We start from the raw sequence: 23109 nt of genomic DNA on the forward strand, positions 1-23109 counted from the left end.
CCTTGGGGCTTAAGAAGCGGCGCCTGATCTTTCCTGGAGTGCCTCCCGCCCATGGCCATCGCCAGCATGACCGGCTTCGCGCGCGCCGCCGGCGCCGCCGGACCCTATGCCTGGGCGTGGGAGATCAAGAGCGTCAACGCCAGGGGGCTCGACCTGCGGCTGCGCCTGCCGCCGGGCTTCGACGCGCTGGAGCCGGAGGCGCGGCGCAGGGCCGGGGCGCGGCTCGCGCGCGGGACGGTCTACGCCACGCTTGCGATGCGGCGCGAGGCGGCCGCGCCCGACGTGCGCGTCAACATGGAGCTGCTGAGCCGGCTGCTCGGCGCGCTGAACAGCGTCGAGCGGCCGCAGGGCGTCGCGCCAGCGAGCCTCGACGGGCTTCTCGCGCTGCGCGGCGTCGTCGAGACGGCCGAGGCGCCCGAGCTGGAGAGCGCGCTCGAGGAGGCGCGCGCCGCGGCGCTCGGGGGCTTCGAGGCGGCGCTCGACGCCCTTTGCGCCATGCGCGCGGGGGAGGGGGGCGCCGTCGGCGCCGCGCTGGCGCAGCGGCTCGCCCGCGTCGGCGATTTGACGGCGCGCGCCGACGCCTCGCCCGGACGCCAGCCCGCCGCCGTCATGGCGCGGCTCGGGCAGTCGGTCGCTGCGCTCGGCGGGACGGGCCTTGATCCGGCGCGGCTGCATCAGGAGGCGCTTCTTCTCGCCGGCAAGGCCGACGTGCGCGAGGAGCTCGACCGGCTCGAGGCGCACCGCGCGGCCGCGCAGGCGCTGCTCGCCGCCGGCGGGCCGGTCGGGCGAAGGCTCGACTTCCTCGCCCAGGAGCTGGCGCGCGAGGCCAACACGCTCTGCGCCAAGTCGAACGACGTCGAGCTGACGGCGATCGGCATGGAGCTGCGCGTCGAGATCGAACAATTCCGCGAGCAGGTCCAGAATGTCGAGTGAATTGGCCGCGGCGGCGCGCGCGGAGGACGGGACGGCCGTCGAGGCGGCGGCCGGGCGCGCGCCGGGCCGGCGCGGCTTCATGCTGATCCTGTCCTCGCCGTCCGGCGCCGGCAAGACGACCCTGACCCGCATGCTTCTGCAGACCAAGGAGCTCGACCTCACCCTGTCGATCTCGGTCACGACGCGGGCGCGCCGCTCGAGCGAGGTCGACGGCATTCATTACAGCTTCATCTCGCGCCGGCAGTTCGAGGCGATGCGCGAGGCCGGCGAGCTGCTCGAATGGGCGGAGGTGCACGGCAATTGCTACGGCACTCCGCGCGAGCCGGTCGAGAAGGTGCTCGAGGAGGGCCGCGACGTCCTGTTCGACATCGACTACCAGGGCGCGCAGCAGGTGCGGCAGAAGAACGGCGCCGACGTCGTCACGGTGTTCATCCTGCCGCCCTCGATGAGGGAGCTTCGCGCCCGGCTCGAACGGCGCGCGGAGGATCCGCCCGAGGTCATCGCGCGGCGCCTCGAAAACGCCCGCAACGAGATCAGCCGCTGGACCCAATATGATTATGTTCTGGTCAACAGCGATCTGCAGGCGACGTTCAGGGCGCTGTCGGCCATCGTCACGGCCGAGCGCGGCAGGGCGCAGCGCTCGCGGCAGGCCATCGCCGGCTTCGTCGAGGAGCTGCTGCGGCAGGGCTGAGGCGGGCTTGCGTGCGACGTATCGCCGCGGTCTCGAGGCCAGCCCGCCGCTGGGCGGGACGGGCGCGCTTTGTCGAGTCGGGGCGGCATGGTAAAGATCAGGCCTGTCGTCGCATGGCTGCGCGCGCGTCGCCGTCGTCGCGTTGCGATGGCGCGCCAGACCGCGCTTCCCTCCGGTGCGAGGCGCGCGTCGTCTTTTTTTCACGCCGCGCGTTCACCATGTCCCTGCGACGTCCCTCGGACGGGACGACGCGTCGAACTTGAGAGGGCTTCGTGACGATGCCGAATTCGGCCGACGTCCTGACGAAGAATGGCGTCGACGGGGAGGGACCGTCGAGACGCTTGTCCCGAAGCGAGTCGAGCGGGGCGCCTGCGGCGGCGCCGGCCGCGGCGAGCGCGGCGCGGACGCGCCGCAAGGTTGTGATCTTCCGCCTCGGCAGCCTCGGCGACACCGTGATCGCCCTGCCGTGCTTCCACAAGATCGCGCAGGCCTATCCCGACGCCGAACGCGTCGTTCTGACCAATGCGCCGATCTCCTCGAAAGCGGCGTCGATCGAATTGATTCTCGGCGGCTCCGGCCTCATCGACGGGGTGATGAATTACCCCTTGAAGTTGCGCTCGCTGCCCGCCTTGTGGCGGCTTTCGCGCCAGCTGCGCGCGCTCGACGCGGACGCGCTCGTCTATCTCACCGCGCGCCTGAGCCGCCTGCAGGTGCTGCGCGACATGCTGTTCTTCCGGTTGAGCGGGGTGAAACGCGTCGTCGGCGCGCCGCTCGCGGCGGACGTGCAGGTCGCGGCCTGCGACGCGGACGGCCAGCTCGAGAAGGAATGCGTGCGGCTCGCGCGCTCGATGCGCGCGCTGGGTCCGATCGATCTCGAGGACGGGCGCAACTGGGATCTGCGCCTCACGGCGGCGGAGGTCGAGGCCGGAGAGGGCGCCCTCGCGCCGTTCGGAGACAAGCCCTTCGTCGCCGTCAACATGGGCGGCAAGGCGGTCGAGAACCATTGGGGCGACGAGAACTGGCGTCGCTTCTTTGCAGATCTCGCCTCGACCCATGGCGGCTACGGGCTTCTGTTCGTGGGCGCCGCCGAGGAGGGCGTCGCGGTCGCGGCGGTGTCGCGCGGCTGGCCAAGCCCGGTCGTCAACGCCTGCGGCAAGCTGAGGCCGCGCGAAAGCGCGGCGGCGATGCGCGCGGCGAGCCTCTTCACCGGCCACGACTCGGGACCGATGCATCTCGCCGCGGCCATGGGCGTGACTTGCGTTTCGCCTTTCAGCGGCCTCAATCCGCCGCGCAAATGGCACCCCTTCGGCGAGAGCCATCGGATCATCCACCGCATGGAGGGCGTCGACAAGATCAGGGTCGAAGAGATGACGCGGGAGTTCCGCGCCGCTCTGTCCGGCGCCGCGCCCGCCTGAACCTTTCCGGCGATCGACGCCGACCCGCCATTCGAACATGAGGAGCCATATGTCGTCGCCAGCCATATTTCTCGACCGGGACGGCACGATCATCGTCGAGCGCATCTATCCCTCCGATCCCGATCAGGTGGAGCTGCTGCCCGGCGCCGCCGAGGCCATCAAGGCGATGGCGACGCTGGGCTATCCCTTCGTCGTCGTCTCCAACCAGTCGGGGATCGGCCGCGGCTATTTCTCGATCGCGCAGGCGGACATCGTCGAGGCCCGCGTCAAGGAGCTGCTCACGCAGGAGGGGATAGAGATCGCCGGCTGGTATCGCTGCGTGCACGGGCCGGACGACGACTGCTCCTGCCGCAAGCCGTTGCCGGGACTGGCGCTGGACGCGGCGCGCGACCTTGACCTCGACCTCGAGCGCTCCTTCGTCATCGGCGACAAGCTGTCGGACGTCGGACTCGCGCGCGCCATCGGAGCATACGGCGTTCTCGTCCTGACCGGCCATGGCCGGCATGACGAAGCGCGCGCCCGCGCGGAGGGCGCGCCCGTTTGCCGCGACCTCCTCGAAGCCAGCGAGGAAGTTCTGCGCCAGGCCGCGGCGCAGAACGCCTGAGATGTGAGAACGCGCATGGAAGGAGCGTCGGCGGGGAAACGAGCATCTCGCGCAGGACGCGCGGCGCCGGGACAGCGCCCGTCCGGCGCGTCGCCCCTCTTTCGGTGAGCATGATGAAGATATTGTACATTGGCCCTGAGACCGGCACCGCCGTGCAGCGCATCAACGCCTTCCGCCGGCTTGGCCACGAGGTGCGCTCGCTCGATCCCTGGGAGCCCGTCGATTCGCTGCCGATCGTGCCGGAGCGGCTGACCGACGCCTGGGTCGTCAGGACCGGCGCGCTCGGCCTCGGCGGACTTGTGGAGAACTGGATGTTCCGCCAGATCGGCGACGAGACCTACGACGTCGTGTTCGTCGATCACGGCGAGCTGATCAACGCTTCCTGCGTCAAGCGGTTCAAGACGGTCGCCCGCGCGGTCGTAAACTATAATCAGGACAATCCCTATGTCTCGCGGGACATGCGCAAGTGGCGCATGTTCATCAAGGCCTTGCCTTTCTACGACCTCGTCGCGACCGTGCGTCGATCTTCCGCGGAGCCTGCGCGTCGCATGGGCGCGAGGCGGGTGATGGTCGTGCGCCAGGCCGCGGACGAAGCGACGCACCGGCCCATCGAAATGAGCCAGGAGGACCTCGCGCGTTACTCGTCGCAGATCGCCTTCGTCGGCACATGGATGCCGGAGCGCGGTCCCTTCATGCGACGCCTCGTCGAGCGCGGCTTGCCGTTGCGCATTTATGGGCCGCGCTGGCGGAAGGCGCGCGAATATGACCGCCTGCGTCCCTATGTGACCTTGGGGGGTCTCGACGGCGCGAACTACGTCAAGGCGATTCGCGGCGCGAAAATCGCTCTCGGATTGATGTCGAAAGGCAATGAGGACCTCTATACGACCCGCAGCCTCGAAATTCCGGCGATAGGGACGCTGCTGTGCGCCGAGCGCACGAGCGAGCACCTGGAGATGTACGAGGACGGCGAGGAGGCGGTGTTTTTCGACGACGCCGACGATTGCGCCGACCGCTGCCTTGCGCTCCTGCAAGATCCGGAACGAATCAAGGCGATCGCCGCCGCGGGACGCCGCAGGGTGATCCAGAACGGCGATTTCAACGAAATGCTCATGTCGAAGATCGTCGACGCCGTCTTTCGCGAGGAAGCCTACGCCTGACGCGCCCGCAGGGGCGAGCCGTTCGGGGGATCCTCGCGATAGGAAAGAATCGAGATTAAAGCTCGGGTCCGCCCGCCGGGTGCATTCATGCCGAACGCCGTCAGCCGCCACACTTGGGTCTTACGCGGCGCCGCGAATTGTCCCAACGCAATCATGGAGCGCGCTGCCGATGTAAATCTGGGGCGGTTTTTAAGATTTCTGACCAGTCCGGTCATTTCTCGATTCTTTTCGTCTATCGTCAATCATGCGCGTCACCTCGGAGCCCTCGATCATCGACGTTAAGGAAGCGCCCGGGGCGGCGTCGCGCCGGAAGTCGCGGATCGTCGTCTGCGCCCTGTCGACCTATTCCAAGATCGGCGGGCTGCAGAACTTCAACCGGCGCCTTTTCCAGAGCCTTGGCTCGCGCGCACGTCGCGGCGCGGAGCCGCTTGTCGTCGTCGCCGGCGACGACAAGGCGACGTTGCCGGCCTCGTCCGGCTTCGAGATCGTCGCGCCGCACGGCCGGGCGGCCTTCCTGCTTCAGGTTTTCGCCGCCTCGGTCAGCCAGGGCGGCCTGCTTCTGATCTGCCACATCAATCTTCTGGCCCTCGCCGTCGCCGTGCGGCTGTTTCGGCCCCGTCTTCCCATCGTGCTTTTCGTGCACGGGTTCGAAGCCTGGAACGGCGCCGGGCGCCCGCGGCGCCATTTCGAGCGCCTCGCCTTGCGCTGCGTCGACAGAGTGGTCTCGGTCAGCCGCTACACGGCTGGCGTGATGAGCCGCGAATTCGGCGTGCCGATCGAGAAATTCCGCATCCTGCCGAACGCGGTCGACGAGCCGGCCCAGGGTCCCGTCGTCGCGCGCAAGCCCTTTTCGATTCTCACCGTGACGCGGCTCGGCGCCGCCGAACGCGAGAAGAACGTCCACGAGATGATCGAGGCGGTGGCGCTGCTGCGCGCGCGCGCGCCGCAGCTGACCTATGAGATCGTCGGCGACGGGGCCCTCCGCCCGCAGCTTGAGGAGCTCGCGCGCCAGCGCGGCGTCGACGACGTCGTCACGTTCCGCGGCCTCGTCGACGCCGACGCGCTGCGCGAGGCTTACGCGCGCGCCAGCGTCTTCGCCATGCCCTCCGACAAGGAAGGTTTCGGAATCGTCTATCTTGAGGCTTGGCAATACGGCCTGCCCGTGATCTGCAGCATGTTCGGCGCCGCGAGCGAGGTCGTCGCCGACGAAGTGGACGGATTCGTCGTCGATCCTCACGACGTCGAAGCGCTCGCCGAACGGCTCGGACGGCTGCTGCTCGATCCGGCGCTCGCGCGCGAGATGGGAGAGCGAGGGCGCGAGAAGGTCGTGTCGAAATATCTCGACGCGGATTTTCGCGGCAATCTCTTCAGGATCCTCGACGAAGTCGTCCGCGAAGCGGGCTCCGAGGCGCTCGCCGGAGGCTCCAAGCTGACCTTCTAGGCGCCCGTCGAGTTCTTGCAGCGGGCCGTGCGGCGCGGGCCCGGGCCGCGGCGAACGGACAGTTTCCTCCGTCCGCAAAACGCTCTAGGGTCCGGCTCGTCACGGCCGCTCGCCGGCGCGCGACGCGATCGCTAAACGGGGACGAGAGCATGGCCGGCCATTCGACGCCGCATTTCCACAATCAGCCGGGCGTCGCGCGCGTGCGCGTCGGGGCGAAGGAATTCATGTGCGTCGGCGCGCTGCCGCCCTTCGACCACCCGCATATCTTCATCGACATGGGCGACGCCGACGAGGCGGTCTGCCCGTACTGCTCGACGCTCTACGTCTACGACGCCGCGCTTCACGGCGGCTGCGAGCCCGCCGCATGCGCCTTCGAGCCGACGACGGCCGCCGCGTGAGGCTGCCTCGCGCGGATGGACCGTCTGCGGCGTGAGCGCGCCGCGTGCGGTGATCGTCGGCGCCGGGATCGGCGGCCTCTGCGCCGCCCTGCGCCTCGCGCAGGAAGGCTGGCGCGTCAGCGTCTTCGAGAAGGCGCAGGCTCTGGCCGAGGTCGGCGCCGGCCTGCAGCTTTCGCCTAACGCGACGTGCGTGCTGGACCGCCTTGGCGCGCTCGACGCGCTGCGTGACGCGGCGCTCGAGCCCGAGGCGACCCGCCTCCTGCGCGCGCGGGACGGCGCGACGCTGGCGTTGATGCCGCTTGCCGACGCGCGCGCGCGCTGGGGAGGGCCCTATCTGTTCGCCCATCGCGCCGACCTGCAGCGGGCGCTGCTCGCGGCCGCGGCGAAGGTCGAGGCGATCTCCCTCGGCCTCGGCGTCGAGGCCACGGGCTTTTCGCAGACGAACGAGAACGTCGAGACGCATTTCAGGAAAGGCGCGTCGCGCTTTTCGGTCGAGGGCGACGTGCTCGTCGCCGCCGACGGATCGCGCTCCATCCTGCGCCGGGCCCTGTTCGGCGCGCCCGCGCAGGCGCTCGCGATGTCGCGCCGTTCGGCCTGGCGGACGCTCGTCCCCGCCGCGCGCGCGCCGGAAATGGCGCTGCGCCCGGAGGCGGCGCTCTGGCTCGGGCCTGGCGCGCATCTCGTCCATTATCCGTTGCGCGGGAGAAGCTTCGTCAACATCGTCGCCGTCGTCGCCGAGGCGGCGCGCCCGGACGTCGGCCCGTTCTGGGCGAACGAGGCCGACCCGCGCGACCTCGCGCCGCATTTCGCGCGCTTCGACGCGCGGGCGCGCGCGCTCGTCGCGGCGGCGCCGTCCTGGCGCAAGTGGCGCCTGCACGACCGCGCGCCGCTCACGCGCTGGGTCGGCGGACGCGTCGCGCTGCTCGGCGACGCCGCCCATCCGATGCTGCCATTCCTGGCGCAGGGCGCGGCGCAGGCGATCGAGGACGCCGACGCGCTCGGCGCGGCCATCGCCTCGATTCCCGAACCGCAGGCGGCGCTGCGCGCCTATGAGGCGGCCCGCCTCGCCCGCGCCAGCCGCGTCCAGCAGGCGTCGCGCGCGCAGGAGCGCGTCTGCCATCTCGCCGGAGCGCCCGCGGCCGCGCGCGACGTCGCGATGCGGCTGATGGGCGGCGCGCGATTGCTCGAGCGTTACGCGTGGATTTACGCCGGCGCGGGCTTGACAGCATCGTCCGCGCCGTGACTCTGGGCGAAAATTCGAGGGAGGCGGGGATGAAGCGCAGGACGGCGGGCTATGCGGCGATCGGCGCGGCGCTGAGTCTTGGCGGCCTGTCTCTCGGCGGCTGCAGCCAGGGCGCCAACGCGCCGCAGCCTTATTCCAATCCGCCGACGGCGGCGGCGAGCGGGCCGACGCTTCCCTCGCCGCCGAGCTGGCCGGCGTTCCCGGCGAATTCCTCCTGCGCCGGTCCGCTCAACAGCTTCCAGACGGTCGTCTGGTCCGACGTCAAGACCGGCAACGTCAACCGTTCGGTCTATGACAGCATCGCCGGCGATCTCTCCCGCGCCGCCGAGGCCTGCGCCGCCGGACGCGACTCCGAGGCGCTGTCGATCCTGCGCGCCACCAAGTCCAAGCACGGCTATCGCGCCTGAAGATTCAGCTTCGGGAGAATTCGTCGCGCAGGTAGCGCAGCAGGAAATCCGGCATAAGGCCTTCGAGAAGGTCGCCTTCGCCGTAAGCCATGTGCAGCGCGCAGAACTCGGGATGCGCCTCGCCCGCCGCGAAGGCGGAGAAGCGCGCTTCGATCCCGCGCGCCGGCAGGGGCGAGCGAACCGCCTTCATGCAGGCGATGCGCGGCCCTTCGAACACGACGCGCCAGCCCGGCTCGCAGGCGGTCTCGCCGGCGCTCGATCCCATCTCCTCGAGAAGCTCGCGCGTCACGCTGCCCTCGAGGTCGAGCCTCCCGTCGCAGACGTCGCCGAGGTCTGGCGTGCCGGCGGGGAAATAGACTTTTCCGGCGTTGGCGGTGGTCTCGCTCATGCGGCCCATGACGAAGGCGCCGTCGGCCGAGCGCAGCGCCGCCATGGCGAAGCAGTTGCGCGCGTCGGCGTCCGGAAAGCCGAAGTCGCGCCAGGCGAGGAAGGCCTTGAAGTCGACCGCCGCGGCGACGCCGGTCAGGACGCGCCGGCCTTTCTCCTCGATCACGGCGCGCTCGAAATTCAGGAACACGCGGCCGTTGAAGAGATGCGGATTGGCTCCCTTGAGCTTCTCCCAATGGCGGTCGATCGCCTGCGCCTGCTCCTCCGCGAACGCCCAGCGCCGCTCCTCGATGCGCATCCCGACCGCATCGACGCTCTCGATCCGCGAGCTCCCGAACGGCGTCACGCGGCGTCGTTCGCGGCGGCGGCGCCGGCCTCGACCGCGCGCCACCAGCGCCGCAGCGAGACGCCGCAGCAGGGAATTTCGTCGGCGAGGCCGCCGGCGAATTCGCGCCAGGGCGGCAGGAAACGGCGCGCCACGCAGACGAGCGTCGGCGCGCCGGAGAGAACGGCTGCGCCGATTTCGGCGGTGAGGCCCTCGCCCTCCATCTCCAGCTTGCCGAAGCGGTTGACGAACAAGAGCTCGGGCGCGCCTTCGAGCGCGCGGGCGATCTCGACGCCGGCTCTGGCGATGGCGTCAGGATCGATCCGGCATGCGTCCGACCCCCGGCCGAGGTCCTGAAGGATCGTAAAGCTCTCGCCGGTCTCGACGTTCAGGAGCTCGGCCTCGCGGCAGCGGCAGAATTCCGTCGCCTCGGCGCGCTGGATCACGCCGGCGACGCGCCGTCCCTCCCGCGCGAGCTCGGCGGCGAAGTCGGCGACAATGCGGTTGGCTTCCTCGCTGTCGTCGAACACGAACGCGGCGAGCGGCTTCGCCGGCGAACCGGGCGGTCCTTCCGGAAAATACGCGTCGTCCGCCGTCGCCTCGCTTCGCGTCATGATCCTCTCCGGCGGATATGAAACACCAGCCCGCGCTCGTCATGGGCTTGACCTTCGAGCGCATCCCCTGTCTCGTTGACGAGATGAGGAATGTCGATCGCCGCGAGCGGGTCGGTGCACCGGACGATCAGAAGCTCGCCCGGCGCGAGGGCGCGCAGCGCCTTGCGCGCGCGCAGGACGGGCAGGGGGCATTTCAGCCCCACGAGGTCCAGCGCCACGACGCCGGCGTGGGCGTCCGCTTCGAGCGAGAGGGCGTTCACGGCGAAATCGTCTCCGTGCGGCGCGCTGCGAGAAACGGCGAAAACAGTTGCGTCATGCGGCCGTCCGAACGGGGAGCGCAATGCGGGTGATCGGCCTCGCGGGCTGGAGCGGGGCGGGGAAAACCACCTTGATCGTCAAGCTCATTCCTTATCTTATCGCGCAGGGGCTTTCCGTGTCGACGCTCAAGCACGCGCATCATCGATTCGATCTCGACCAGCCGGGCAAGGACTCCTTCCGCCATCGCGAAGCCGGCGCGCGCGAGGTGCTCGTCGCCTCGGCGCGGCGCTACGCCCTGCTGCATGAGAACGCGGAAGGCGAGGAGCCCGCCCTTTCCGAACTGCTCGCAAAGATGGCGCCCGTCGATCTCCTGCTGATCGAGGGCTGGAAGCGCGACGGCCACGCCAAGATCGAGGTTTTCCGCGCCGCCAACGGCAAGCCGGCGCTCCACGCCGACGATCCGACGATCCGCGCGGTCGCGGCCGACGATCCGGCCGCGGCCGGGCCGCTGCCCTTCGCGCATCTCGACGACGTCGCCGGCGTGGCGGCGCTCGCGCTGCGCTTCGCCGAGCCGGTCGAGCGCGCCCTGTCCGCGCTCGGCGGGCGCGGCTGACGCCATGGCGCAGCTTTCCCCGGACGCCTTCGCCGCCGACGAGAGGCCCATGCGCGTCGAGGAGGCGCTCGCCCTCCTCGCGGCGCGGATCAGGCCTGTCCCCGAAACCGAAAACGTCCCGCTTCTTGCGGCCGGGGGACGCATCCTCTCGTCGAACGTCGCCGCGCCGCTGCCCCTGCCGGGCTTCGACAACTCCGCGGTCGACGGCTATGCCGCGCGCTTCGCCGATCTTTCCGCCGACGGCGAGACAGTGTTGTTCGTCGGCGCGCGGGCGGCGGCGGGCCGCCCGCTCGAGCGCCTCCCGGCGGCGCTGACCGGCCTTGAAGGCAAGGCCGCGCGCATCTTCACCGGCGCGGCCGTGCCCGAAGGCTTCGACACGGTGTTCATGCAGGAGGACTGCCGGACGCTCGACGACGGGCGCGTCGGGCTGCCGTCCGGCCTCTTCCGCGGCGCGAACGTCCGGCGCAAGGGGGAGGACGTCGCCCTCGGCGAACTCGCGCTCGTCGCCGGGCGCCGGCTGCGGCCTGAAGACCTGGCGCTTGCGGCCGCCCTCGGCCTGCCCGCGCTTCCCGTCCGGCGAACGCTGCGCGCCGCCCTGTTTTCGACCGGCGACGAGCTCGCGCTCCCGGGCGAGAAGCTGCGCGCCGGGCAGGCCTATGACGCCAACCGCTTCATGCTCGCCGCGCTGCTGCGGCGGCTGGGCGTCGAGACGACCGATCTCGGCGTCCTGCCGGACGACCGGGACGTGATCGCCGCCGCGCTGCGCGAGGCGGCCGCGGCGCATGACCTCGTCGTCAGCTCGGGCGGCGTCTCGGTCGGCGAGGAGGATCATGTGAAGGCGGCGATTCTCGAGTTCGGCTCGCTCGCCTTCTGGCGGCTCGCGGTCAAGCCCGGCCGCCCGCTCGCCATGGGCGTGGTCGAGGGCGCGCCCTTCCTTGGCCTGCCCGGCAATCCGGTCGCGGCCTTCGTCGGCTTCGCCTTCTTCGGGCGCGCGCTCGTCGCGGCGCTCTCGGGCGCGCGCTACGAGCCGCCGCGCGCCGCGCGCGTTCCCTCCGGCTTCGCCCACCGCAAGAAGGCGGGGCCGCGCGAATTTTTGCGCGCCAGCCTCGTCGCCGACGCGCAGGGGACGCGCGCGGAAAAATACCGGCTCGAGGGGGCGGCGGCGCTGACCTCGCTCACGCGCACGCAAGGAGTGGTCGTCCTGCCCGAGGAGATGACGGCGCTGGAGCCCGGCGATCTGGTCGATTTTCTGGATTACGACCTGATCCGTTGAAGCCGATCGCCGCGCCATGTTTAATTAGAATGATGCTGAAACATCGTTGTTGCCCAGATTGCGCGCATGATTAAAATAATCATCCGTTCAATTCTTGGATGGGCGCCATGTGTGATCTTGCAAATGAGCGAATTAGAATAGATAAAATCTTGAATAAGGCGGCGGACGACTGGGATCCTGTGGGATCCGCCTCGCTTCTCGACGTCTGCGTCGCAGCTCTCGAGGCGGTCTACCATGACGCCTGCGTCGAGGAATGCCTGCGCCGTCGGGCCGCGGAGTTCGTCTCGACGCTCGTCGCCCGCCGCCGCGCCGCCTGAACGGCCCCATGCGTCGAACCTTGAACTCGATTCATGTCAGGACTTGTCAGGAGAGGCCGCGCCATGACCGACCATCGGACCCATTCCCGCGAGGTGGCCGGCGTCCACGCCGACGCGCCCGCCGAGCATCTGTTCTTTTCGCAATATCGCTACTGGATGGCGGGGTTTTCGACCCGCGACATGTTCTGCTGGGACTGCGCCTGGGACGCGCTCCTGCGCTACGTCGCGCTGGAAGTCGGGAAAACCCTGTTCTCCGAATTCCATGTGTTCACCCGCCTCCTGAACCAGCGCGCGAGCCGGCCGATCGGCTGGCTGCCTGACGTCTGCCGGTGCCTCTGCGAGGACGAGATGCGCGTCCTCCGCCTCGTCTGCGCCTCGCAGCGCGGCGAAGCGCATGAGGAGCTTCTGGCCGCCGCCGAGCTCGTCGGCGTCGACGACGCGAGGCCGCTGGTCGAGGCTAGCCGCTCGCTGGCGCGCGCGTTCGCCGCGCAGGACCTCCATTTCGCGCGCACGCTCGACGCGCGCGAGCCGCCGCTGGTCCGGCGGCTGGCGCCGCGGGCCGCGACGCTGCACTGAGCGTTCAGGCGGGAGGCGGGTGCATCCGCGCAACCGCGGCGCGCTTCGATCGCCGGCGAGAAGCGCTATAATAAGTCAAGCGCGCGCCGCATGGTGGGGGCTCTGGCATGTCTCTCGATCCAGCCTTGGTGAAGCCGTTCGTGAGAACGCCGCCTCCCGCGAAGATGCGGCGCCGGCGCAACTTCGGAACCCTGCTCGGCATGTGGGGATGGGGCGCGGCGCTCTTTCTTCTTTATGCGGCGGTCCTGGCCGCCTTCCTCAGCGCGGCGTTTCACGTCGACGCGGATGGAAAATGGGCGGCCTCGGCGAGCGACGGCGCCGCGGAGCGCGCGCTCAGCGGCTTCTACGCGGTGATGCGCGCGAACCAGACCATCATGGCCGCCCTCGTCGCCACCCTCGGCGTGGCGTGGTCATGGTTCTACCAGATGGCCAACGACAAGCCGCCGTCGCGTGAAGGCCATGACGCGGGCGAGCTTCCAGACGACAAGGCGAATTGACGGCGGTCCCGAAAATATCCGCCCGCCGCGCGCCGGCGAACGTCAATCCGCCCGCGCCTCGAGTTCGCCGCTGAGGCGAAGCCATTCCTCCTCCGCCTCGACCAGCGCCTTTTCGAGCTGGGCGCGTTGCCCTGCGAGCTCTCCGGCCTTGGCGGGCGCCTTGGCGAAGCTCGACGGATCGGCGAGCGCGGCGTCAACGCGTCCGACGAGCTCCTGCAGCTTCGCCATCCGCTCTTCGATCGCCGCGACGCGCTTGCGCAGCGCGCCGCCGCTGGCCTGCGGCTCCCTGCGGGCCGCCTTCTCCGGCGCCGCCTCGGCCTTGCGCGCCGGCGGCGCGCGCGTCGCGCCCGCCTGATCCAGCACGAAGCGCCGGTAATCGTCCATGTCGCCGTCGAAATTCTTCACCATGCCGTCGGCGACGAGCCACAGCCGGTCGGCGCAGGCTTCGAGGAGATGGCGGTCGTGCGAGACGAGAATCACCGCTCCCTCGTAATCGTTGAGCGCCTCGATCAGCGCCGCGCGGCTGTCGATGTCGAGATGGTTGGTCGGCTCGTCGAGAATGAGGAGATTCGGCCCCGAGAAGCTCGAAAGCCCCATCAGCAGCCGCGCCTTCTCCCCGCCCGAGAGCTGCGCGACGCGCGTGTCCGCCCTGACGCTGGAGAAGCCGAACTGCGCGCAGCGGGCGCGCGCCTTCGATTCGGGCGCCTCCGGCATGAGCCGCGCGACGCACTGGAAAGGCGTCGCCGCCTCGTCGAGGTCGTCGACCTGGTGCTGCGCGAAAAACCCGACGTCGAGCTTCGGCGCGCGCGTGACTGCGCCCGAGGAGGGTTCGAGCCGCCCGGCGACGAGCTTGGCGAAGGTCGACTTGCCGTTGCCGTTGGAGCCGAGCAGGCCGATGCGGTCGTCGTCGGCGATGGACAGCGACAGCCTGCGCAGGACCGGCTCGCCGCCGTAGCCGACGGCGGCGTTCTCCATGGCGACGATCGGCGGGCTGAGCTTCTTCGCCGGCGAGGGCAGGCGAAAGGGCAGGACCTCGCCGTCGACGACGGCCGCGACGGGCTCGAGCCTGGCCAGCATCTTGAGGCGCGACTGGGCCTGCGCCGCCTTGGTCGCCTTGGCGCGGAAGCGGTCGACGAAGGACTGCAGATGCCTCCTCTGCTCATCCTGCTTCTTCCGCTGCTTCTCCAGAACCGCCTGGCGCTCGCGCCGCTGCTTCTCGAAGCCCGAATAATTGCCGCGCCATAGCGTCAGCTTGCCGCCGTCGAGGTGCAGGATGTGGTCGCAGACGGCGTCGAGCATGTCGCGGTCGTGGCTGATGACGAGGATCGTCGCCGGATAGCGGCGCAGGTAGTCGATCAGCCAGAGCGCGCCCTCGAGGTCGAGATAGTTGGTCGGCTCGTCGAGCAGCAGCAGGTCGGGCGCCGAGAACAGCACGGCGGCGAGCGCCACGCGCATGCGCCAGCCGCCCGAGAACTCCGAGAGCGGGCGCCGCTGCGCCTCTTCGTCGAAGCCGAGGCCGGAGAGGATGGCGGCGGCCCGCGCCGGCGCCGAATGGGCGTCGATGTCGACGAGGCGGGCGTGGATCTCGGCGATGCGGTGCGGGTCGCGCGCGCTCTCGGCCTCGCGCGTCAGGGCGGCGCGCTCGACGTCGGCCTCGAGCACGAAATCGACGAGCGCCTGCGGCCCGCCCGGCGCCTCCTGCTCGACGCGGCCGAGGCGGGCGTGGCGCGGCGACGAGATCGTCCCGGATTCGGGATGGAGCTCGTCGGCGATCATCCTGAACAGCGTGGTCTTGCCGACGCCGTTGCGTCCGACGAGGCCGATCCTCGCGCCCTCCGGCAGCGCCGCCGAGGCCTTGTCGAACAGGAGCCGCGGCCCGAGCCGCAGGGTGAGGTCGCTGATGTGGAGCATCGCGGCTTTTCGCCCGAAGCGGCCGGCTTTGCAAGAAAGCGGCGCGCATGACTTTGCTGCGGCGCGATGACACATAGAGGCGCGGCGGTCCCGCGCCTATCTTCCAGGGTGAGCAGTTAGAGCAATTCTAACGGGTTACGTCGCGTCCTGCAGCTACGTCCACGCAGCATGGCGGCCGATCGCCGAATACGGTTTTTCGTCGCCCGCGGACGCATCGGCGCGGTCCAGCCCGGCGATAGGTCGCGACGATGCTTCCGATTTGCGACGGCGATTGGACCGTACGAAAAGTATTAAATATACATAGCGCAGTTCAGAACATCAAAAAGGAGGCCGAAATGGCTGGCATTGGCGACAAGATTCCCGAATTCTCCGTCACCGGAGTTAAGCCCGGCTTCGAGAACCACGAAGAAAACGGCGTTAGCGCCTTCGAGGAAATCACCCGGGACAGCTTTCCTGGAAAGTGGAAGGTGATTTTCTTCTATCCGAAGGACTTCACCTTCGTTTGTCCGACGGAGATCGCTGAATTCGCGCGCCTCAACTCCGAGTTCGCCGACCGCGACGCGGTGGTGCTCGGCGGCTCGACCGACAATGAGTTCGTCAAGCTCGCCTGGCGGCGCGACCACAAGGATCTCGCCAAGCTGCCGATCTGGCAGTTCGCCGACACCAACGGCTCGCTGACCGACGGCCTCGGCGTGCGCTCGCCGGCCGGCGTCGCCTACCGCTACACCTTCATCGTCGACCCGGACAACGTGATCCAGCACGTCTACGCGACCAACCTCAACGTCGGCCGCGCGCCCAAGGACACGCTGCGCGTCCTCGACGCCCTGCAGACGGACGAACTCTGCCCCTGCAACCGGCAGGTCGGCGGCGACGTGCTGAAGGCGGCGTGATGTCGATCGAGGCGCTCAAGGCGCAGATTCCCGACTTCGCCAAGGACGTGCGCCTCAACCTCGGCGCGATCGCCAACGACGAAAGCCTCGGCGAGCAGACCAAATACGGCCTGCTCCTCGCCTGCGCGATCGCCACCCGCAACGCCGAGGTCGCGGCCGCCTTCGACGCGGAGGCCGTCACGCGCCTCTCGCCCGAGGCGCGCGACGCCGCCCGCGCGGCGGCGGCGGTCATGGCGATGAACAACGTCTACTACCGCTTCGTCCATCTCGCCTCGAACCCGGTCTACAAGACGTTGCCGGCCAAGCTGCGCATGAACGTCATCGCCTCGCCGGGCGCGCCCAAGGCCGACTTCGAGCTGTGGTGCCTCGCGGTGTCGGCGATCAACGGCTGCGGCGCCTGCGTCGACGCGCATGAGAAGGCGCTGCTCGCCTCCGGCGTGACGCAGGAGAGCGCGCAGACCGCCGTGCGTTTCGCCGCCATCCTGCAGTCGGCCGCGATCGCGCTGGAGGCGGCGAAGCTGCCCGTCCTCGCCTGACGGCGCCGGTGGATGCTGAGAGGGCGCGTCGCTTGCGGCGCGCCCTTTTTCACGTCTTCAGAAGGGACGCGTCTTCCTGTCCGCACGCCTTCTCCGCGGCGTAAGGCCCGGCGGCGGTCGGCAGCCGGCTCGGGATATGCGCGCGCACGAGCTTCGCCAGCGCCTCGATCGCCGGCTGGCGCGGGTGGGTCGGACGAGACACGAGCCTGATCATGCGCGAGGTGTGCGGCCCCTTGAGCCGACGCACGATGAGGTCGCCCGGCAGGCGCGTCTCCTCGGCCAGCGCCAGCGCCGGGATGAGGGTCAGCCCGTAGCCCGCGGCGGCGAGATGCAGCAGCGTCGGCAGGCTCGCCGCGCGCATGTCGGCCATCTCGCCGTCGCCGCGTCGCGGATTTTGACAGAGCTCGAGCGCCTGGTCGCGCAGGCAGTGGCCGTCGGAGAGCAGCAGGAGCTCGTCCGGGTCGATGTCGGCCGCGTCGACGATTTCGGCCTGCGCCAGCCGGTGGCCGCGCGGCATGACGAGGAAGAAAGGCTCCTCGAACAGCTCGACGGCGGCGAGCGCGTCGTCTTCGGGCTGCGAGGCGATCAGCGCCGCGTCGAGCTCGCCCTGCGCGACGAGCTCCGTGAGCCGCGTCGTCAGATCCTCGACGAGGGCGAGCGGCGTCGAAGGCATCGCCTCGCGCGCCGGCGGCAGCAGCAGCGGCGTGAGATAAGGCGCGAGCGTCGGGATGATCCCGAGCCGGAGCGGGCCGATCATCGGGTCGCGGCTCGCCCGCGCGGCGGCGACGAGATCGTCGGCGGCGGCGACGCAGCGCCGCGCATGGGCGAGAATCGCCTCGCCGGCCGCGGTCGTCGTCAGCGACTTGCCGACCCGCTCGAAGACGGCGACGCCGAGCTCCTCCTCGAGCTTCAGGATCTGGCCGCTCAGGGTCGGCTGGCTCACGTGGCAGGCGACCGCGGCGCGGCCGAAATGCTTCAAGTCCGCGACTTTGATGATGTAGCGAAGGTCGCGCAGGTTCATGGCGCTGGAATAACAATCCTGCGCCCCGCCGGCAATCGGCGCGCGGGTTGCCGGGGAGGGACCGCGCCTCTATAAGCGCCTCGAAATTCCCTCCCGCGCCGCCGGCGCGGGTTTTTTCACCTCCTGCGCATCCCGCGCAGCTTCCGCCAAGGATTTTGACGCTCATGGCGATCGAACGCACCTTCTCCATCATCAAGCCGGACGCCACGCGGCGCAACCTCACCGGCGCGGTCAACGCCCTGATCGAGAAGGCCGGGCTGCGCATCGTCGCGCAGAAGCGGGTGCTGATCACGAAAGAGCAGGCGCAGACCTTCTACGCCGTGCATAAGGCGCGGCCGTTCTTCGGCGAGCTGGTCGAGACCATGACCGCCGGCCCCGTCGTGGTGCAGGTGCTCGAGGGCGAGAACGCCATCGCCGCCTATCGCGAAGTGCTCGGCGCGACCGATCCCGCCAAGGCCGCGCCCGGCACGATCCGCAAGGAGTTCGCGCTTTCGGTCGGCGAGAACTCGGCGCACGGCTCCGACGCGCCGGAGACGGCGGCGGTCGAGATCGCCCAGTGGTTTTCCGGCAACGAGATCGTCGGCTGAGCTATTTCAACGCCTTGCGCGCAGATCATGAACTTCCGGCGAAACCTCGCCACATGTTCGCCGGAAGCTTTCACATCAGCGCGCAAGCCTTTGGTTTGAAAATATAATCGTCTCAGCAGGAAGGATTGCGCAGCGCTTCTGTCGCGCCTGGCGCTCCGACGCGGACGACGCGGTTCCCCTCGACCCTCAAAACTCCCGCCGCCAGCCATTCGAGCGCGGCCGGATAGATTTTATGCTCCTGCTCCAGCACGCGGGCGGCGAGCGTCTCCGGCGTGTCGTCGTCGAGCGCGGGGACCGCCGCCTGCGCGATGATCGGCCCTTCGTCCATCGCCGGAACGACGAAATGCACGGTGCAGCCGTGAATCTTGACGCCGTCGGCGAGCGCCCGCTCATGCGTGCGGAGGCCGCGGTAGGAAGGCAGCAGGGCGGGGTGGACGTTGATCATGCGTCCGCTCCACTGGCCGATGAACCAGGGGGTCAGCAGGCGCATGAAGCCGGCGAGGCAGATGAGCTCGATCCGGTGGATTTCGAGCATCGCCTGCATCGAGCGCTCGAACTGCTCGCGCCCGGCGTAGATTTTATGGTCGAGGGCGGCGCAGGCGATCCCCGCCTCGCGGGCGAAGGCGAGGCCGGCGGCGTCCGGCCGGTTCGACAGCACGAGCGCGATCTCGGCCGGAAAATCCGGCGCGCGGGCGCGCTCGACGAGCGCCCGCATGTTCGAGCCGCGTCCCGAGATCAGGATCGCGACGCGCCTGCGCGCGACGCTCAAAGCGCGAGGCGCCCGGCGTAGGCGACGCGCTGCGCGCCGGCCTCGACCACCCGGCCGAGCCGCACCGGCGCCTCGCCCGCCGCGACGAGCGCGTCGACGAGCCCCTGCGCCTGCGCCTGCCCGCACACCAGCGCCATGCCGATCCCGCAATTGAACGTGCGCAGCATTTCGGGCGCGTCGACGCCGCCCTGCGCCGCAAGCCAGGAGAAGACCGGCGGCAGCGGGATCGCCGAAAGGTCGACCTCGACGCCGAGGCCCGCCGGCAGGACGCGCGGCAGATTGTCCGGGAAGCCGCCGCCGGTGATGTGGGCGAGCGCCTTGACCGGCGAGCCCGCGCCGAGCAGCGGCAACAGCGTGCGCACATAGATGCGCGTCGGGGTGAGCAGCGCCTCGCCGAGGCTGTGGCCGGGCGCGAAAGGCGCCGGCGCGTCCCATGAAAGCCTCGACTGCGCGACGATGCGGCGGATCAGCGAGAAGCCGTTGGAGTGCGCGCCCGAGGAAGGCACGCCGATCAGCGCGTCGCCCGGCCCGACGTCGGCGCGCGGCAGCAGCGCGCCGCGCTCGACGGCGCCGACGGCGAAGCCTGCGAGGTCATAGTCGGCGCCGGCGTAAAGGCCCGGCATCTCCGCCGTCTCGCCGCCGATCAGCGCCGCGCCGGCCTCGATGCAGCCGCGCGCGATCCCGCTCACCACGGCGGCGGCGACCGCCCCGTCGAGCTTGCCGCTGGCGTAATAGTCGAGGAAGAACAGCGGCTCCGCGCCCTGGACCACGAGGTCGTTGACGCACATGGCGACGAGGTCGACGCCGATCGTGTCGTGGACGCCGGTCTCGATGGCTATGCGCAGCTTGGTGCCGACCCCGTCATTTGCGGCGACGAGGATCGGATCCTTGAAGCCGGCCGCCTTGAGGTCGAACAGGCCGCCGAAGCCGCCGATCTCGGCGTCGGCGCCGCGCCGGCGCGTCGCCCGCACCAGCGGCCTGATCGCCTCCACCATGGCGTTGCCCGCCTCGATGTCGACGCCGGCGTCGGCGTAGGTGAGTTTCTTGTCGTCGGTCATGAGGGCCTCGCGTCGCCGCCCACGGCTAGCCCCTCCGGCGCCGCGACGCAAGACGCCGCCCGCGTTGTCGGCGAGGGCGCGCCTTGGTAGGTTGCGCGGCGCGCAATCGGGCCGATCGTCGATGGATTTTCGCAATTTCGGCAGCCTGCCGAACCTCATCACCTGCATGCGCCTGCTGCTCGTGCCGGCGGTGATCTCATTCATCGCTTCGCGGCAGTGGACCTACGCCTTCGCCGCCTTCGTCGTCGCCGGCGTCTCCGACGGGCTGGACGGCTGGATCGCCAAGACCTTCGACTGGCGCACCGAGCTTGGCGCCTATCTCGACCCGATCGCCGACAAGGCGCTGCTCGTCTCGATCTACGTGGCGCTCGCCATCGTCGGCGCGATCCCGGCGACTCTGGCGATCATCGTCGTCGCGCGCGACGCGATGATCGTCGGCGCCTTCCTCGTCGCCCGACTCATGGACCGGCCGATGGAGGTGCGTCCGCTGCTCGTGTCCAAGCTCAACACGCTGGCGCAGATCCTGTTCGCGGCGATGGTCCTCAGCGTCGAGGCCTTCGGCGTCGAGAAGGGGGCATGGTTCACGGCGTCGGTCTATGCGGTGGCCGCCCTCGCGCTCGCCTCGTTCGCCGCATATTCCTTGCAATGGATCCGCCACATGGGCGCCTGAGGCGCGGGGAAGCTTCGAGCGATGCGCACCGAATGGAAAATCGCCTTCTGGGCCGGCGCCGTCCTTCTGGCCGCGCTGTTCCTGTGGCTGTTCAGCGGCGTGCTCGCGCCCTTCGTCGCGGCGCTCGCGCTTGGCTACCTGCTCAATCCGGTCGCCGGCCGGCTGGAGCGCGCCGGCTTCAGCCGGCTCGGCGCCTCGCTCGCGATGATGGCGGTCTTCCTGCTCGCCGCCGCCGTCTTCCTGTTCGTCGTCGCGCCGGCGCTCTGGCGCCAGCTGACGAGCTTCATCATCGCGCTGCCGGACTATGCGCTCCGGCTCGACGAATTGTTGAACCATCTCGCCGACTATGTGAGCAAGACCGTGTCGAGCCCGCTGCTCGAGCGCCTGGGGCTCAGGCAGGACGTCTCGGGCGATCTGCGCAACTCGATGCGCGACCTCCTGAACCAGGGCGCGCAATGGGCCGGCGCCTTCGTGAGGTCGCTGTGGACAAGCGGGGCGGCGCTCATCAGCGTCATCTCCCTGCTCGTGCTGACGCCGGTCATCGCCTTCTATCTCCTGCTCGACTGGGAAAAGATGATCGCGACCGTCGACGGGCTCGTGCCGCCGCGCCGGCGCGCGACGGTGCGGGAGCTCGCGCGCGAGATCGACGCGGCGCTCTCCGGCTTCCTGCGCGGCCAATCTCTCGTCTGCCTGTTCCTCGGGCTCTGGTACGGCGTCGGGCTCTCGCTCATCGGCCTCAACTACGGTCTGTTGATCGGCCTCACCGCCGGGCTGTTGAGCTTCATTCCCTATGTCGGCTCGCTCACCGCGCTGATTCTCTCCAGCGTGTTCGCGCTCGTGCAGGGCTGGCCGGAATGGCGGCTCATGCTGATGTCGCTCGCCGTCGTCGGCGCCGGACAGTTCCTCGAAGGCAACGTCCTCTCGCCCAAGCTCGTCGGCGAATCGGTCGGCCTGCATCCGGTCTGGCTGATCTTCGCGCTGCTCGCCTTCGGCAGCCTGTTCGGCTTCGGCGGCCTGCTCATCGCCGTTCCCTGCGCGGCGGCGTTCGGCGTGCTGCTGCGCTACGCGGCCGCGCGCTACCGCGCGAGCCGCATCTACGCCGAGCCCGACCGCGCGCCGGCGATCATCCTTGCGAGCGAGCCCGAGCCGCTTCCCGCGCCGGCGCCGGCGCCGCGGCTCGGCGAGCGCAAGGGATAGGCCATGGCGCGCGACGGCGCCGGACTCGCCCCGCAGCTGACCCTCGACCTCGCCGGAGCGCCGGAATTCGGCGCGCGGGATTTTTTCGTCGGCGGCTCCAACGAGGCCGCCGCGCGGCTGATCGGCCGCTGGCCCGACTGGCCCGACTGCGTCCTGCTGCTGAACGGCCCGGCGGGCTCCGGCAAGAGCCACCTCGGCGCGATCTGGGCGGCTCGCGCGCGGGCGCGGCGCCTGCGCGCCGCCGACCTTGAGGCTTCAGGCCCGGCCGCGCTCGCGCGCGAGCCCGCGCTTCTGATCGAAGATCTCGACGCGCTGACGCCGGCCGGCGGGCGCGCGTTTTTCCACCTTCTGAACCTCGTTCGCGAGCGCGCCCTGCCGACGCTCCTGACCGCGCGCGAGGCGCCCGAACGTCTCGGCGTCGAGCCGCCCGACCTGCTGTCGCGGCTACGCCTCGCGCCGCGCGTGGAAATCGGCGCGCCCGACGACGCGCTCATGCGGATGGTGCTGGGCAAGCTGCTGACCGACCACCAGATCGCGCCCGATCCGAAGCTCGTCGCCTACGCCGCGACGCGGCTCGACTCCTCGCTCGACGCCGCGCGGCGCTTCGTCGAGGCGCTCGACCGCGAGGCGCTGGCGCGCAAGTCCAGGGTCACGCGGCGCCTCGCCGGGCAGGTTCTGGCGGCGATCGGCGCGCCCGCCGGAGAGGAGGAGGACGAGGAGGAGTTTTAAGGCCCGACGTAGCGGATCTGCACGCCGCGCGGATCGACGATCATATGCCCGCGGGCGAGATCGGGATCGGCGGCCGAGCGGCCGGTGAGGAGCGCGCCGGAGACGCGGCGCTCGTCCATGGCCAGAAGGGCCTCGCGCGAACGCGCCGGCAGCTTGCGGACGGCGGCGAGCGGCGCGAAATCGCCCGGCGAATGCGGCAGGGCGGCGTCCTTCGCGCCGACATAGACGCGCACGCCCGCGTCGGTCATCACGGCGTCGCCGACCCTCAGGCTGTCGTCATCCATCACGCTGGCGACGACGCGGGCTGGCGTATGCGGCCGCACAGCGACGACGGGCTTCGGCTTGCGCGCGACCTTCTTGCGCGGAGCGAGGGAAGAGGGCGGGCTGTACGCCGGCGCGGCCGGCTGCGACGGCGGGAACAGGAAGTCGAAGAAGCCGGCCTGCGCGTCGGCGAGCGGCAGGATCAGGGCCGGGAGAAAAGCGAGCCAGGCGCCCGGTCGGGCGAACGCGAAGCGGCCGGCGCGCAGGCGGGCGGGGGAATGCGGGGCCTTCACGGCGTGCTCTCCGTCGGTTGGCCCGCGACGCCCCGGCG

At 70.1% G+C, this 23109-nt stretch carries 28 protein-coding genes; 20 read left to right on the forward strand and 8 right to left on the reverse strand.

The genetic code is table 11. The annotated features are described in order from the left end of the window. Nucleotides 1-51 precede the first annotated feature (51 nt). From ACE3OG_RS06720 to ACE3OG_RS06760, 9 genes are all read left to right on the forward strand, one after another. Complete coding sequence (locus ACE3OG_RS06720; protein ID WP_374306972.1) at nt 52-933, forward strand: YicC/YloC family endoribonuclease; 882 nt, start codon at nt 52-54, stop codon at nt 931-933. Nucleotides 934-1012: 79 nt separating this feature from the next. Then, nucleotides 1013-1624 (forward strand): guanylate kinase, encoded by a 612-nt coding sequence (gmk, locus tag ACE3OG_RS06725; RefSeq protein ID WP_374307190.1) that lies wholly within the window; start codon nt 1013-1015, stop codon nt 1622-1624. Between the two features lie 341 nt (nt 1625-1965). After that, nucleotides 1966-3039 (forward strand): glycosyltransferase family 9 protein, encoded by a 1074-nt coding sequence (locus ACE3OG_RS06730; RefSeq protein ID WP_374306974.1) that lies wholly within the window; start codon nt 1966-1968, stop codon nt 3037-3039. Between the two features lie 49 nt (nt 3040-3088). Further along, complete coding sequence (locus tag ACE3OG_RS06735; protein WP_374306976.1) at nt 3089-3643, forward strand: D-glycero-alpha-D-manno-heptose-1,7-bisphosphate 7-phosphatase; 555 nt, start codon at nt 3089-3091, stop codon at nt 3641-3643. A 122-nt stretch (nt 3644-3765) separates the two neighbouring features. Then, complete coding sequence (locus tag ACE3OG_RS06740) at nt 3766-4800, forward strand: glycosyltransferase (RefSeq protein WP_374306978.1); 1035 nt, start codon at nt 3766-3768, stop codon at nt 4798-4800. 244 nt (nt 4801-5044) lie between these two features. Beyond that, nucleotides 5045-6241: a glycosyltransferase family 4 protein gene (locus ACE3OG_RS06745; RefSeq protein ID WP_374306980.1), complete on the forward strand. Its 1197-nt coding sequence runs from the start codon at nt 5045-5047 to the stop codon at nt 6239-6241. 149 nt (nt 6242-6390) lie between these two features. Continuing rightward, nucleotides 6391-6639, forward strand: coding sequence for a zinc-finger domain-containing protein (locus tag ACE3OG_RS06750; protein ID WP_374306982.1), 249 nt, complete (start codon nt 6391-6393; stop codon nt 6637-6639). 31 nt (nt 6640-6670) lie between these two features. Continuing rightward, on the forward strand, nt 6671-7882 hold the full coding sequence (locus ACE3OG_RS06755; protein ID WP_374306984.1) for an FAD-dependent monooxygenase: 1212 nt from the start codon (nt 6671-6673) through the stop codon (nt 7880-7882). A 29-nt stretch (nt 7883-7911) separates the two neighbouring features. Then, complete coding sequence (locus tag ACE3OG_RS06760) at nt 7912-8289, forward strand: hypothetical protein (RefSeq protein WP_374306986.1); 378 nt, start codon at nt 7912-7914, stop codon at nt 8287-8289. 4 nt (nt 8290-8293) lie between these two features. Here the strand turns inward: ACE3OG_RS06760 and ACE3OG_RS06765 are convergent, their stop codons facing one another. From ACE3OG_RS06765 to ACE3OG_RS06775, 3 genes are read right to left on the reverse strand one after another with little or no spacing between them, the layout of a single operon-like run. Next, nucleotides 8294-9022, reverse strand: coding sequence for an NUDIX hydrolase (locus tag ACE3OG_RS06765; RefSeq protein ID WP_374306987.1), 729 nt, complete (start codon nt 9020-9022; stop codon nt 8294-8296). Beyond that, nucleotides 9019-9615 carry a DUF2478 domain-containing protein gene (locus ACE3OG_RS06770; RefSeq protein ID WP_374306989.1) on the reverse strand — a complete coding sequence of 199 codons (597 nt, stop codon included), beginning with the start codon at nt 9613-9615 and terminating at the stop codon, nt 9019-9021. Before ACE3OG_RS06770 ends, ACE3OG_RS06765 begins: the two co-directional genes overlap by 4 nt. Then, entirely contained in the window at nt 9612-9875 is a 264-nt protein-coding gene (locus ACE3OG_RS06775; RefSeq protein ID WP_374306991.1) for a sulfurtransferase TusA family protein, read from the reverse strand. Before ACE3OG_RS06775 ends, ACE3OG_RS06770 begins: the two co-directional genes overlap by 4 nt. Between ACE3OG_RS06775 and mobB the strand changes: the two genes are divergently transcribed. The 5 genes from mobB (at nt 9806) to ACE3OG_RS06800 (ending at nt 13149) form a co-directional block, all read left to right on the forward strand. Further along, on the forward strand, nt 9806-10486 hold the full coding sequence (gene mobB, locus ACE3OG_RS06780; RefSeq protein WP_374307192.1) for a molybdopterin-guanine dinucleotide biosynthesis protein B: 681 nt from the start codon (nt 9806-9808) through the stop codon (nt 10484-10486). The two genes, ACE3OG_RS06775 and mobB, sit on opposite strands and share 70 nt — an antisense overlap. 4 nt (nt 10487-10490) lie before the next feature. Next, entirely contained in the window at nt 10491-11759 is a 1269-nt protein-coding gene (glp, locus tag ACE3OG_RS06785; RefSeq protein ID WP_374306993.1) for a gephyrin-like molybdotransferase Glp, read from the forward strand. Between the two features lie 149 nt (nt 11760-11908). Then, nucleotides 11909-12076, forward strand: coding sequence for a hypothetical protein (locus tag ACE3OG_RS06790; RefSeq protein WP_374306994.1), 168 nt, complete (start codon nt 11909-11911; stop codon nt 12074-12076). A 63-nt stretch (nt 12077-12139) separates the two neighbouring features. Beyond that, nucleotides 12140-12652 (forward strand): hypothetical protein, encoded by a 513-nt coding sequence (locus tag ACE3OG_RS06795; protein ID WP_374306996.1) that lies wholly within the window; start codon nt 12140-12142, stop codon nt 12650-12652. 140 nt (nt 12653-12792) lie between these two features. Next, complete coding sequence (locus ACE3OG_RS06800) at nt 12793-13149, forward strand: hypothetical protein (protein ID WP_374306998.1); 357 nt, start codon at nt 12793-12795, stop codon at nt 13147-13149. Nucleotides 13150-13191: 42 nt separating this feature from the next. On the opposite strand, the gene ACE3OG_RS06805 is transcribed toward ACE3OG_RS06800, so the two are convergent. Next, the gene (locus ACE3OG_RS06805; RefSeq protein WP_374307000.1) at nt 13192-15060 is read right to left on the reverse strand and encodes an ABC-F family ATP-binding cassette domain-containing protein; all 1869 of its coding nucleotides are present in this window, start codon (nt 15058-15060) and stop codon (nt 13192-13194) included. A 335-nt stretch (nt 15061-15395) separates the two neighbouring features. Between ACE3OG_RS06805 and ACE3OG_RS06810 the strand changes: the two genes are divergently transcribed. Together ACE3OG_RS06810 and ACE3OG_RS06815 are read left to right on the forward strand one after the other, a co-directional pair. Beyond that, nucleotides 15396-15950: a peroxiredoxin gene (locus tag ACE3OG_RS06810; RefSeq protein WP_374307001.1), complete on the forward strand. Its 555-nt coding sequence runs from the start codon at nt 15396-15398 to the stop codon at nt 15948-15950. Continuing rightward, nucleotides 15950-16486, forward strand: coding sequence for a carboxymuconolactone decarboxylase family protein (locus ACE3OG_RS06815; RefSeq protein ID WP_374307003.1), 537 nt, complete (start codon nt 15950-15952; stop codon nt 16484-16486). The genes ACE3OG_RS06810 and ACE3OG_RS06815 overlap by 1 nt, the downstream gene beginning before the upstream one ends. Before the next feature lie 49 nt (nt 16487-16535). On the opposite strand, the gene ACE3OG_RS06820 is transcribed toward ACE3OG_RS06815, so the two are convergent. Further along, complete coding sequence (locus ACE3OG_RS06820; RefSeq protein ID WP_374307005.1) at nt 16536-17507, reverse strand: LysR substrate-binding domain-containing protein; 972 nt, start codon at nt 17505-17507, stop codon at nt 16536-16538. Between the two features lie 164 nt (nt 17508-17671). Between ACE3OG_RS06820 and ndk the strand changes: the two genes are divergently transcribed. Next, nucleotides 17672-18094: a nucleoside-diphosphate kinase gene (gene ndk, locus ACE3OG_RS06825; protein WP_374307006.1), complete on the forward strand. Its 423-nt coding sequence runs from the start codon at nt 17672-17674 to the stop codon at nt 18092-18094. A gap of 112 nt (nt 18095-18206) precedes the next feature. Here the strand turns inward: ndk and purN are convergent, their stop codons facing one another. Continuing rightward, on the reverse strand, nt 18207-18863 hold the full coding sequence (purN, locus tag ACE3OG_RS06830; protein ID WP_374307008.1) for a phosphoribosylglycinamide formyltransferase: 657 nt from the start codon (nt 18861-18863) through the stop codon (nt 18207-18209). Further along, the gene (gene purM / locus ACE3OG_RS06835; RefSeq protein ID WP_374307010.1) at nt 18860-19921 is read right to left on the reverse strand and encodes a phosphoribosylformylglycinamidine cyclo-ligase; all 1062 of its coding nucleotides are present in this window, start codon (nt 19919-19921) and stop codon (nt 18860-18862) included. The genes purN and purM overlap by 4 nt, the downstream gene beginning before the upstream one ends. A 121-nt stretch (nt 19922-20042) precedes the next feature. Here purM and ACE3OG_RS06840 point away from each other — a divergent pair, with 121 nt between their 5' ends. From ACE3OG_RS06840 to ACE3OG_RS06850, 3 genes are read left to right on the forward strand one after another with little or no spacing between them, the layout of a single operon-like run. Beyond that, complete coding sequence (locus tag ACE3OG_RS06840) at nt 20043-20591, forward strand: CDP-alcohol phosphatidyltransferase family protein (RefSeq protein WP_374307012.1); 549 nt, start codon at nt 20043-20045, stop codon at nt 20589-20591. A 21-nt stretch (nt 20592-20612) separates the two neighbouring features. Continuing rightward, entirely contained in the window at nt 20613-21788 is a 1176-nt protein-coding gene (locus ACE3OG_RS06845) for an AI-2E family transporter (RefSeq protein ID WP_374307014.1), read from the forward strand. Between the two features lie 3 nt (nt 21789-21791). Next, a complete protein-coding gene (locus tag ACE3OG_RS06850; protein ID WP_374307016.1) occupies nt 21792-22517 on the forward strand; it encodes a hypothetical protein in 726 nt (241 codons plus the stop codon). On the opposite strand, the gene ACE3OG_RS06855 is transcribed toward ACE3OG_RS06850, so the two are convergent. Beyond that, a complete protein-coding gene (locus ACE3OG_RS06855; RefSeq protein WP_374307017.1) occupies nt 22514-23071 on the reverse strand; it encodes a hypothetical protein in 558 nt (185 codons plus the stop codon). The genes ACE3OG_RS06850 and ACE3OG_RS06855 overlap by 4 nt on opposite strands. Nucleotides 23072-23109 lie beyond the last annotated feature (38 nt).

This window comes from Methylocella sp. (assembly GCF_041905455.1).
Taxonomy (GTDB): Bacteria; Pseudomonadota; Alphaproteobacteria; order Rhizobiales; family Beijerinckiaceae; genus Methylocapsa.